The following is an 11,588-nucleotide window of genomic DNA, read 5'->3' as shown; positions in this document are numbered from 1 at the left end:
GCGGTAGTGTTTGTAGCCAGTCCGCCAGACGATTTTGCGCGTGCTGCCAGTTTTCCGGTGCGGTTTCCAGCCCCTGATAGACAACGCCGCGGTACTTCTCTTTGGCAACCAGCTGGCAAAACGCATATTCACGTTCCGCGGCCCAGCGTTTGCCGCTTGACGATGGCAGACCATAGAACGCAAAGCGGTTAATCCCTTTTTCTTTCAGGTGCAGGAAAGCGCTTTCTACCAACGCGTGGTTGTCGGTGGCGATGTAATGTACCGGTGGATAATCTTGCTCCAGATGGTAGGAGCCTCCTACGCCGATGATGGGAACTTCAACATCGGCAAGTAATTGCGCAATATCATCATCGTCATAATCAGCAATAACGCCGTCGCCTAACCAGTCTTTAATATTATCGATACGGGCTCGGAAATCTTCCTCAATGAATATATCCCACTCGGATTGCGATGCCTGTAAATATTCACCCACACCTTCTACCACCTGGCGGTCGTAGGCTTTATTGGCATTAAATAGCAGAGTGATGCGGTGACGTTTATCAAACATAAGAACCTGTCCTGGAAAGGTTAACGTGGGCCTGTCGATACTAGCAAAACCGCAGGTACGACTGCTTGATGAAGCGTGACAAAATTCCTGATTGCCTGAGGCTACGCAAAATTTACATACTGGTCGCGGGATGACAATTGTCATTTTTTATCTGCGCATTACGGTTTTTTGTTTAATGACTAACCTTCGATCGCGATCGCTTTTTTATTTCTTTATTTAGCGCGTTTTTTTGGGAGCCAGCGCACGTTTGGGTATTCTCTTAATGGCGGTGTGAAATAACGTAATTGAGCAATAAATCAGGAAATTCCAGTATAGCCATATCGCAGTTTACTTGCCGTATTACCTGATTATGGAGCTTATTATGCCGGCTTATTTTGACCAACTCGATCGTGTTCGTTTCGAAGGCACTCAATCCACCAACCCGCTCGCATTTCGCCATTACAACCCTGACGAAATCGTATTGGGCAAGCGCATGGAAGATCATCTGCGTTTTGCGGCCTGCTACTGGCATACCTTCTGCTGGAACGGGGCGGATATGTTCGGTATGGGCGCTTTCGATCGTCCATGGCAGCAGCCTGGTGAAGCTTTGGCGCTGGCGAAACGCAAAGCGGATGTGGCATTTGAGTTTTTCCACAAGCTGAACGTGCCTTACTACTGCTTCCATGACGTGGATGTTTCGCCGGAAGGCGCGTCTTTGAAAGAGTACAAAAACAACTTTGCGCAGATGGTTGATGTGCTGGCGGCAAAACAGGAACAGAGCGGCGTGAAGCTGCTGTGGGGTACAGCAAACTGCTTCACTAACCCACGCTACGGTGCGGGTGCGGCCACAAACCCAGATCCAGAAGTGTTCAGCTGGGCCGCCACGCAGGTGGTTACGGCCATGGATGCCACGCACAAGTTAGGTGGTGAAAACTACGTTCTGTGGGGCGGCCGTGAAGGTTATGAAACACTGCTGAATACCGATCTGCGTCAGGAACGTGAGCAGATTGGTCGTTTCATGCAATTAGTCGTGGAACACAAACACAAAATCGGTTTCCAGGGCACTTTGCTTATCGAGCCGAAACCGCAGGAACCGACCAAGCACCAGTACGACTACGATGCGGCGACCGTGTACGGATTCCTCAAGCAGTTCGGTCTGGAAAAAGAGATCAAACTGAATATCGAAGCCAACCACGCTACGCTTGCAGGCCATTCGTTCCATCACGAAATCGCCACTGCTATCGCGCTGGGTCTGTTTGGCTCTGTCGATGCCAACCGCGGTGACGCACAACTGGGCTGGGATACCGACCAGTTCCCGAACAGCGTAGAAGAGAATGCGCTGGTGATGTACGAAATCCTGAAAGCGGGCGGCTTCACTACCGGCGGCCTGAACTTTGATGCCAAAGTACGTCGTCAGAGCACCGATAAATACGATCTGTTCTATGGTCATATTGGCGCGATGGATACCATGGCGCTGTCGCTGAAAATTGCGGCCCGTATGATTGAAGACGGTGGCCTGGATCAGCGTGTGGCTAAACGTTATGCCGGTTGGAATGGTGAACTGGGCCAGCAAATTCTGAAAGGCCAGATGTCGCTGACAGAAATTGCGCAGTACGCTGAACAACACAACCTGGCGCCAGTGCACCAGAGCGGTCATCAGGAATTGCTGGAAAATCTGGTAAACCATTATTTGTTCGACAAATAACGGGTCTCTGAGAACGTCCGTAAGCCCGGTCAGCTAGCGCTACCGGGCCTTTCTTTAAGGAACGATGCCTTATGTATATCGGGATAGATCTTGGCACATCAGGCGTAAAGGCCATTCTGCTCAATGAGCAGGGCGATGTGGTGGCTTCAAAAACGGAGAAACTCACCGTCTCGCGCCCGCACCCGTTATGGTCAGAACAAGACCCAGAGCAGTGGTGGCTGGCAACGGATCGCGCGGTAAAAGCACTGGGTCAGCAGCATTCACTCCGCGAGGTGAAAGCGTTGGGGATTGCCGGGCAGATGCACGGCGCGACGCTACTGGATGAACAACAGAAGGTATTGCGTCCGGCTATCTTATGGAACGACGGTCGCTGTGCTGAAGAGTGCGTGATGCTGGAGAGTCAGGTTCCGCAGTCTCGAGCCATCACTGGCAACCTGATGATGCCTGGCTTTACCGCGCCAAAACTGCTGTGGGTGCAACGCCACGAGCCGGAGATTTTCAACCAGATTGATAAAGTCCTGCTGCCGAAAGATTACCTGCGTTTGCGCATGACCGGTGATTTTGCCAGCGATATGTCTGATGCGGCAGGGACAATGTGGCTGGATGTCGCGAAGCGTGACTGGAGCGATGTCATGCTGGCTGCCTGTAAACTGACTCGCGCACATATGCCTGCGCTCTATGAAGGCAGCGAGATTACCGGAACCTTATTGCCAGACGTCGCTAAAGCCTGGGGAATGCAGGAGGTTGCGGTTGTTGCCGGAGGCGGTGATAACGCGGCGGGCGCGGTTGGCGTAGGTATGATGAATGCCGGTCAGGCGATGCTTTCGCTGGGGACATCCGGCGTCTATTTTGCGGTGAGTGATGGTTTCCTTAGCAAACCGGAAAGTGCGGTTCACAGTTTTTGCCATGCTTTGCCTGAGCGATGGCATCTGATGTCTGTAATGTTAAGTGCGGCATCGTGTCTGGACTGGGCGGCAAAATTAACCGGACTGGCGAGCGTTCCTGCGTTGATTGACGCTGCGCAACAGGCGGATGAACACGCGGAGCCGGTCTGGTTTTTACCTTATTTGTCCGGCGAGCGTACGCCGCATAACAATCCGCAGGCTAAGGGCGTATTTTTCGGTCTGACTCATCAGCATGGTCCGGCAGAACTGGCGCAGGCGGTGCTGGAAGGTGTGGGTTTCGCGCTGGCTGACGGTATGGACGTGGTACATGCCTGTGGCGTTCAGCCCGCCAGCATTACGCTGATCGGCGGTGGGGCACGCAGTGAATACTGGCGTCAGATGCTATCTGACATCAGCGGATTGCAGTTGGATTACCGTACCGGCGGTGACGTTGGCCCTGCACTCGGCGCGGCGCGCCTGGCGCAAGTTGCCATGAATCCGCAAACGTCGTTATCAGAGTTACTGCCTCAGCTTACGCTGGAGCAGGCGCATTATCCTGACGCGGAGCGTCATGCTCGTTATCAACAGTGTCGAGAAACCTTCCGTCGTATCTATCAGCAATTACAACCGCTGATGTCCTGACCACTTTCCCCTCTGGCTAGCAGAGGGGAATTTGCCGCATACATATATCCACAAAAATAATAAGTTACACGTATGGATGTATTCTGAAAGTCCAGCGTAGTCGCTTTTTTCTGTGTTGTCTTTAGCGGGTTATTCATATTGTATCCATGATGGATAAGGAGATCCCAATGAAGACAACCAGGCTGTTGCCATGGATATTATTCCTCTCAGGCATACTGACTTACAGTATCGGTTTATGGCGTGCATGCCCGTTATTGAGCGGCAAGGGGTATTTTTTGGGGGCGCTGATGACGGGGATGTTCGTAACGTATGCCTATCAGCGCGCAGTAAATCTCAATCAAAACGATGAACGCTTCGCTTCCGTATGTCAGATGGTGGCGCTCATCACGGCAGGGTTGTTGCTGGTGGGGGTGTGGAATGCCCCGTTGGCGCCCTTCGAAATAGGGTTATACCCGGCAGCATTCTTCGTCTGTTTAATGGGGCAATTTTTACTGCAGCGTTCGTGTAATCGGGCGCTGCCTGGAGACACCTAACTCACCAGCCTACGTGTATCAATACGCTGCAACAGAATAGACAACAGTAAACTTCCTGCCAGCGTGGCGCTGAAAATCCACAGCATATCCAGCGGTGGCCAGTTTTTGAGTTCAATTCCGTTGGTACGTAGTGCGTGAATGATCAGCGCATGAAAACCATAAATGCCCAATGAATGGCGAGAAATAAGGCCCAGTAGCGGCAGGGTACGTGTGCTGAGCGTATTTTTGACCAGCGTCAGGAGCGAGGCGGCGCAAATAAATACCGCTGGGCCGCAGTAGAGGTACCAGGTGTCGGCAAAATTGCCTCGCCAGCGCAGTTCATGCAATGTGCCACGAGAAATAATAAATACTGCGGTAATAAATACCGCCGCACAGAGCCAGCTGAGCGCACGCTTTTGCGTATCCATCATGCCAATCGCCCGGCCCAGCATGCCGTACAGGATGTAATAGAAAGTATCGCCACTGATGTACAGGTTGACTGGGAGCCACTCAAAGCCGCCGATTTTTTGCGAGACGGTGTTGGGATTGGCAATCACCCCAATCACAACCATGAGCGCCAGTAGCATCTTACCGCTGATATTTTTCACCTGTATCAGCGGAGAAACCAGGTAGATGACGGCGATCGCGAAGAAAAACCACAGGTGATAGAACACCGGCTTTTGCAGCAGGTTCTTCAGCGACAGCTCAGCGTTGATCGAGGTAAACAGCAGGATATAGGCCAGCGCCACGCTGCTGTAGAACAGAATGCAAAGCGCGATGCGCAGGAAATGGCGCGGTTTGGCGCTACGCTCACCAAAAAACAGATAACCCGAAATCATAAAGAACAGCGGAACGCTGACGCGAGAAGCTGAATTGAGCACGTTAGCCAGATCCCAATTCAACGGGCTGACGCTTTGCGCATTGGTGATGTACCAGGTTGTGGTGTGGATCATCACGACCATTAAACAGGCTATCCCGCGCAGGTTATCAATCCAGAAAATTTTGGGCTGCATCAGTTCCTCTGTGTCCATTAAAAAAAGTCTGACCGATATTTTGCGAACGTAGCTCACTGGAATAATCCGAGTTCTTACGCTAAAGCTTGAGATGGTCTGATGAGATTCTCAAAATAGGATCTGTTTCCAGACACTAATAATAAGACTGACCAGCAAACCAGGCGGTAATAAAATGATGATGAAGTATTTCTTTCCCGCGATCGCTGCCCTTTTGCTGGTAGCGTGCGCTGACACACAATCGTCTGCACCTGCGCAGAAAGCGCAAAAGGTTAAGGTCAGTGCCACACGTTCGCTGGATATGGAGTCATTGTGCAAAAATGAGGCGGCGCAACGCTACAACACTGGCGCGCAGAAAATTGATATCTCTGGACTGGAACAATTCCAGGGCAGCTATGAGATGCGTGGTTCTACCTTCCGTAAAGAGAGTTTTGTCTGTTCTTTTGATGCAGACGGGCAGTTTTTGCACCTTTCCATGCGCTAAGTTCCCCCTTTTTCCCGTTTCGTACTGTATATCTTGCAGCCAGCGGGTATACTGACCGCTTCCTTTAAATCCACACGTATCCAGCACGAAATAATATGCAAAAGTTTGATACCAGGACCTTCCAGGGCTTGATCCTGACCTTACAGGATTACTGGGCTCGCCAGGGCTGCACCATCGTTCAACCATTGGACATGGAAGTCGGCGCGGGAACATCTCACCCAATGACCTGCCTGCGTGCGCTGGGGCCGGAGCCGATGGCGACTGCTTATGTGCAGCCTTCTCGTCGTCCGACCGATGGCCGCTATGGCGAAAACCCGAACCGCTTACAGCACTACTATCAGTTCCAGGTAGTGATTAAGCCGTCTCCGGACAACATTCAGGAGCTGTACCTGGGTTCTCTGAAAGAACTGGGTATGGACCCGACCATTCACGATATCCGTTTCGTGGAAGATAACTGGGAAAACCCGACGCTGGGTGCCTGGGGGCTGGGTTGGGAAGTGTGGCTGAACGGCATGGAAGTGACGCAGTTCACCTACTTCCAGCAGGTTGGTGGCCTGGAATGTAAACCAGTAACCGGGGAAATTACTTACGGTCTGGAACGTCTGGCCATGTACATTCAGGGCGTAGACAGCGTTTACGACCTGGTCTGGAGCGACGGCCCGCTGGGTAAAACCACTTACGGCGACGTGTTCCATCAGAACGAAGTGGAGCAATCCACCTACAACTTTGAATACGCCGACGTGGACTTCCTGTTCACCTGCTTCGAGCAGTACGAGAAAGAGGCGCAGCAGCTGCTGGCGCTGGAAAATCCGCTGCCGCTGCCTGCGTATGAACGCATTCTGAAAGCCGCCCATAGCTTCAACCTGCTGGATGCGCGTAAAGCCATCTCCGTCACTGAGCGTCAGCGCTATATCCTGCGTATTCGCACCCTGACCAAATCAGTGGCAGAAGCTTACTACGCTTCCCGTGAAGCCCTTGGCTTCCCGATGTGCAACAAAGACAAATAAGAGGCGGCCATGTCTGAGAAAACTTTTCTGGTGGAAATCGGCACTGAAGAGCTGCCACCAAAAGCACTGCGCAGCCTGGCTGAGTCCTTTGCTGCAAACTTTACCGCGGAGCTGGATAACGCTGGCATCGCGCACGGCAACGTTGAGTGGTTCGCCGCGCCGCGTCGTCTGGCGCTGAAAGTTGCGAATCTGGCGGAATCTCAACCCGATCGCGAAGTTGAAAAACGCGGTCCGGCCATTGCCCAGGCGTTTGACGCTGAAGGTAAACCGAGCAAAGCGGCAGAAGGTTGGGCACGTGGCTGCGGCATCACGGTTGATCAGGCTGAGCGTCTGACTACCGACAAAGGCGAATGGCTGCTGTACCGTGCGCATGTAAAAGGCGAAAGCGCAGAAACGCTGCTGCCAAACATGATCGCCACGTCACTGGCGAAGCTGCCTATCCCGAAACTGATGCGCTGGGGCGCGTCTGATGTCCACTTCGTGCGTCCGGTTCACACCGTGACCCTGCTGTTGGGCGACAAAGTGATTCCGGCAACGATTCTGGGCATTCAGTCCGATCGCGTGATCCGTGGACACCGCTTTATGGGCGAGCCGGAATTCACCATCGATTCTGCCGATCAGTACCCGGAAATCCTGCGTGAGCGCGGCAAAGTAATTGCCGATTACGCTGAGCGTAAAGCGAAAATCAAAGCCGATGCTGAAGAAGCGGCGCGTAAGATTGGCGGTAACGCTGACCTGAGCGAAAGCCTGCTGGAAGAAGTCACCTCGCTGGTGGAATGGCCGGTAGTGCTGACCGCGAAATTCGAAGAGAAATTCCTCGCAGTTCCGTCTGAAGCGCTGGTTCACACCATGAAAGGTGACCAGAAATACTTCCCGGTTTACGCGAACGACGGCAAACTGCTGCCGAACTTTATCTTCGTTGCCAACATCGAATCGAAAGATCCGATCCAGATTATCTCCGGTAACGAGAAAGTCGTTCGTCCGCGCCTGGCGGATGCCGAGTTCTTCTTCAATACCGACCGTAAAAAACGTCTGGAAGACCATCTGCCGCGTCTGCAAACCGTGCTGTTCCAACAGCAACTGGGTACGCTGCGCGACAAGACTGACCGTATCCAGGCGCTGGCGGGCTGGATTGCTGGTCAGATTGGCGCTGATGTTAACCACGCAACGCGTGCTGGCCTGCTGTCCAAGTGTGACCTGATGACCAACATGGTCTTCGAGTTCACCGATACCCAGGGTGTGATGGGCATGCACTACGCGCGTCACGATGGCGAAGCGGAAGATGTAGCAGTGGCGCTGAACGAACAGTATCAGCCGCGTTTTGCCGGTGATGATCTGCCGTCGAACCCGGTAGCTTGTGCCGTGGCGATTGCTGACAAGATGGACACCCTGGCGGGTATCTTCGGTATCGGTCAGCATCCGAAAGGTGACAAAGACCCGTTTGCGCTGCGTCGTGCTGCGCTGGGTGTGCTGCGTATTATCGTTGAGAAGAACCTGAATCTGGATCTGCAAACGCTGACCGAAGAAGCGGTTCGTCTGTATGGTGACAAGCTGACCAACGCCAACGTGGTGGATGACGTTATCGACTTTATGCTCGGTCGCTTCCGCGCCTGGTATCAGGACGAAGGTTATACCGTCGACACCATTCAGGCCGTGCTGGCACGTCGTCCGACTCGTCCGGCTGATTTTGACGCACGTATGAAGGCGGTTTCGCACTTCCGTACGCTGGAAGCCGCGTCCGCGCTGGCTGCCGCGAACAAGCGTGTATCGAACATCCTGGCGAAGTCTGAAGAGACGCTGAATGACCGCGTGAATGCGGCAACGCTGAAAGAGCCGGAAGAAATTGCGCTGGCAATGCAGGTGGTTGTGCTGCGCGATAAGCTGGAGCCTGTCTTCGCTGCCGGTCGTTACCAGGAAGCGCTGGTTGAGTTGGCGGAACTGCGTGAACCGGTTGATGCGTTCTTCGAGAAAGTGATGGTCAACGTAGAAGATAAAGATCTGCGTATTAACCGTCTGTCTATGCTCGAAAAACTGCGCGAGCTGTTCCTGCGCGTGGCAGATATTTCTCTGCTGCAGTAACGGCCCTGCGCTGACTTAGAAAATGCCGGATGGCGGCTTCGCCTTATCCGGCCTACGAGAGAAACACCAGTAGGCCGGATAAGCATTGCGCCATCCGGCATTTTTTTATGTTGTTAGCGCAACTGCAATTTTGTCAGACATGTCTGGCTGTCTTCCATCGTCTTAATAGGATACTCCGCCGTTTTACCGTTGTAGCTCACTGCGATGGTGCCTTCCATATTGCGCGGTAGCCATACCCCGACAAAGCCATTACGGCCGCTCTTCATCGCTTTTTGTACCACCACATCACCCTTGTTATCCGTCACTTTGACATTGAATGTCTTCTCCGGCATTTCGCCCTGGCAGCCAGAAAGACTGTGGTTGAAGCAAGGATGTGTTTGCCATTCATACGGGGCAAATGACAGATAGAATTTTTCACCGAGCGGCAGGGTATAAACCTGATCGCCCGAAGAGAGCTTCAACGCGGTGCTGGTGATGGACGCTGAGTACGGCAGCGGGCGACTCTGCGGTGACTGATCAATCGTCTCTACGATTTGTTCGACGGATTTCCCGCTAAGCCCGTGTTCGGCCAGAAAAGTAGCTTCCGGCGTTGCCGCGAACGCAGTACCTGTAGTGAGCAAACCTAAAATCAGCAGCAGTGAGGATTTCGACATAGCTTCAATTCCTTGTGAAAATTGTGGGATATAGACTGGCTCACTATAAAGCTTGCCCTTAGGGAAAGGTCAAAGGGGCGACGGGTAAAGTAATGCAAAGAAGCGTTTAGGTGGGATGTGCTGCGAAGTACAGATAAAAAAAATCCCCGCCGTTTGGCAGGGATTCAGAATTTTGAGCTTTTTAAGCTTACAGGCTGGTTACGTTGCCAGCTGCCGGGCCTTTAGCGCCGCTTTCGATGGTGAAGGAAACTTTCTGACCTTCGTCCAGAGATTTGTAGCCATCGTTCTGGATAGCAGAGAAGTGTACGAACACGTCTTTAGAGCCATCGTCAGGAGTGATGAAGCCGAAACCTTTGTCAGCGTTGAACCATTTTACGATACCAGTCATTTTACCGGACATAGTGTATTACCTTTTAAAAAATAAGTGTGCCTTTCGGCGATATGGCGTGCTTTACAGATTTTTTAACAGTAAAGGAAATGCTCACTACGAAGGGTATCAACGATAACTCTTGAAGGGACTTGCCTTACTAACTGCTGTAATGGTCTGTACGTCAAACCGTTGAGGGCATTAACTCATTTTACGCATGTGGATGCAACTACTATTTTCTTTTTTGTGGATAACCTTCGTAAGAGAACGGCCCTGAAACAGGACCGTTCTTAAGCAAAATTGAAAAATAGTTCAATCCATCAGTTGCTTACTTAACCTAGGGTCTGCCTGAATCAGGCGCATCAACTTTAGCTCGGTAGTGGAAGGCTTTACGCGTTTAGACTCCCATTCATGAACCATCGCGACCGTCACGCCCATCACTCGGGCAAAATCATCTGTTTTTAAACCTGTCCCTCGTCGTAGCTGTTCAAATTCGGTGAAAGGGTTGGTTTTTTGCGGCAGAGTGACCGTCTGCGATACATCTTTAAAAACAATCTGCTCCAGACTGCTTAGCAGTTCAAACATAGGATCTTTGTATTCCATTGAGAACTCCTACAAATCACACAGCGGGATCGTGAATTTCTTCGAAGCTCATTAAGAGTAGTCGGAAAAAATGAAGCCGGATTTAAGGGTTGTGTGATGGATTCGTTTCAGCGGATCGCAGGTGACAATCTTTTGCTGGCTAACGAACTGATAAAGGTCGGGATCTCCGAACGATCGATTCCGATTGTAAAGATGACTAAAATATGACGCCGAGTGGTGAATGCAGCATTGTTTAGCAAAACGAACGGTGGCGGGAACGGTTATTTTCCCCCACAAGATTACGCGGAAAGGGTATCTTGCGGGGCTGACCTGGACTATCCTTGTCAACGTCAGGCACGCGGGTGTCGTTGTGCGCATTTTTGGGTGAAAGGAGTATTAAAATGGCGACAGGTAAGTCCTGCTCTCGCTGGTTTGCGCCTGTTTTGGCGCTCTTAATGGTAGTTGGCCTGAGTGGGTGTTTTGATAAAGAAGGCGATCAACGCAAAGCGTTTATCGATTTTCTGCAGAATACTGCAATGCGTAGCGGAGAGCGTTTACCAACGCTGACCGCCGATCAGAAAAAACAGTTTGGCCCGTTTGTGTCCGATTACGCGATTCTGTATGGCTATTCGCAACAGGTTAATCAGGCGATGGACTCCGGTCTGCGTCCGGTGGTTGATAGCGTAAATGCGATTCGTGTTCCTCAGGATTATGTGACTCAGCGTGAACCGCTGCGTCAGGCAAATGGTGCGCTAGGTGTATTAGGGCAACAGTTGCAGAATGCGAAACTACAGGCAGATGCTGCGCATGGCGCGCTGAAGCAGGGCGAAGATCTGAAGCCGGTCTTTGATCAGGTGTACAACAAAGTTGTTACTGCACCAGCAGAGGCCTTACAGCCGCTGATCCCTGCTGCGCAAATTTTCACGCAGCAGTTGGTGCAGGTTGGTGATTTTGTGGCGCAGCAGGATACGCAGGTGAGCTTTGTCGCCAACGGTATCCAGTTCCCAACGTCACAGCAGGCAAGTCAGTACAATACGCTGATTGGCCCGTTGGCTGCTCAGCATCAGGCATTTAATCAGGCCTGGACAGCTGCGGTGAATGCCGCCCAGTATTTCCGCAATCTTTTGCGCTTTTTCA

11 protein-coding genes and 1 pseudogene are annotated in these 11,588 nt (G+C 52.0%); 7 read left to right on the top strand and 5 right to left on the bottom strand.

What is annotated here, in order from left to right; genetic code table 11:
• Positions 1-547 (bottom strand): annotated as a pseudogene (xylR, locus tag FDW94_RS11590) (D-xylose utilization transcriptional activator XylR); the annotation flags it as partial.
• 361 nt (positions 548-908) lie between these two features.
• Between xylR and xylA the strand changes: the two are divergent.
• The 3 genes from xylA (at position 909) to yiaB (ending at position 4,290) form a co-directional block, all read left to right on the top strand.
• Positions 909-2,231 carry a xylose isomerase gene (xylA, locus tag FDW94_RS11585; protein WP_137377614.1) on the top strand — a complete coding sequence of 441 codons (1,323 nt, stop codon included), beginning with the start codon at positions 909-911 and terminating at the stop codon, positions 2,229-2,231.
• Between the two features lie 71 nt (positions 2,232-2,302).
• The gene (gene xylB / locus FDW94_RS11580; protein ID WP_137377613.1) at positions 2,303-3,757 is read left to right on the top strand and encodes a xylulokinase; all 1,455 of its coding nucleotides are present in this window, start codon (positions 2,303-2,305) and stop codon (positions 3,755-3,757) included.
• Between the two features lie 167 nt (positions 3,758-3,924).
• The gene (gene yiaB / locus FDW94_RS11575) at positions 3,925-4,290 is read left to right on the top strand and encodes an inner membrane protein YiaB (RefSeq protein ID WP_079934333.1); all 366 of its coding nucleotides are present in this window, start codon (positions 3,925-3,927) and stop codon (positions 4,288-4,290) included.
• On the opposite strand, the gene FDW94_RS11570 is transcribed toward yiaB, so the two are convergent.
• Entirely contained in the window at positions 4,287-5,282 is a 996-nt protein-coding gene (locus tag FDW94_RS11570; protein ID WP_071446723.1) for an acyltransferase, read from the bottom strand. The genes yiaB and FDW94_RS11570 overlap by 4 nt on opposite strands.
• Before the next feature lie 172 nt (positions 5,283-5,454).
• On the opposite strand from FDW94_RS11570, the gene FDW94_RS11565 reads away from it, so the two are divergent.
• The 3 genes from FDW94_RS11565 (at position 5,455) to glyS (ending at position 8,849) form a co-directional block, all read left to right on the top strand.
• On the top strand, positions 5,455-5,763 hold the full coding sequence (locus FDW94_RS11565) for a YsaB family lipoprotein (protein ID WP_020996059.1): 309 nt from the start codon (positions 5,455-5,457) through the stop codon (positions 5,761-5,763).
• A 95-nt stretch (positions 5,764-5,858) separates the two neighbouring features.
• On the top strand, positions 5,859-6,770 hold the full coding sequence (gene glyQ, locus FDW94_RS11560; RefSeq protein WP_137377612.1) for a glycine--tRNA ligase subunit alpha: 912 nt from the start codon (positions 5,859-5,861) through the stop codon (positions 6,768-6,770).
• A gap of 9 nt (positions 6,771-6,779) precedes the next feature.
• Positions 6,780-8,849, top strand: a complete 2,070-nt coding sequence (glyS, locus tag FDW94_RS11555) for a glycine--tRNA ligase subunit beta (protein WP_008786433.1) — start codon at positions 6,780-6,782, stop codon at positions 8,847-8,849.
• A gap of 113 nt (positions 8,850-8,962) precedes the next feature.
• Here the strand turns inward: glyS and cueP are convergent, their stop codons facing one another.
• From cueP to FDW94_RS11540, 3 genes are all read right to left on the bottom strand, one after another.
• Positions 8,963-9,502, bottom strand: coding sequence for a copper-binding periplasmic metallochaperone CueP (gene cueP, locus FDW94_RS11550; RefSeq protein ID WP_048236988.1), 540 nt, complete (start codon positions 9,500-9,502; stop codon positions 8,963-8,965).
• 187 nt (positions 9,503-9,689) lie between these two features.
• Positions 9,690-9,902 carry an RNA chaperone/antiterminator CspA gene (gene cspA, locus FDW94_RS11545; RefSeq protein WP_000014594.1) on the bottom strand — a complete coding sequence of 71 codons (213 nt, stop codon included), beginning with the start codon at positions 9,900-9,902 and terminating at the stop codon, positions 9,690-9,692.
• Positions 9,903-10,181: 279 nt separating this feature from the next.
• Positions 10,182-10,472, bottom strand: coding sequence for an HTH-type transcriptional regulator (locus FDW94_RS11540; RefSeq protein WP_003827383.1), 291 nt, complete (start codon positions 10,470-10,472; stop codon positions 10,182-10,184).
• Positions 10,473-10,852: 380 nt separating this feature from the next.
• Between FDW94_RS11540 and FDW94_RS11535 the strand changes: the two genes are divergently transcribed.
• The coding region (locus FDW94_RS11535; protein WP_137377611.1) for a DUF3053 domain-containing protein at positions 10,853-11,588 on the top strand (736 nt) is incomplete at its 3' end.

This window comes from Citrobacter sp. wls757, assembly GCF_005280935.1.
Taxonomy (GTDB): Bacteria; Pseudomonadota; Gammaproteobacteria; order Enterobacterales; family Enterobacteriaceae; genus Citrobacter; species Citrobacter portucalensis.
Note: the sequence above shows the minus strand (reverse complement) of the source record. Positions and strands in the feature narration are given on the sequence as shown.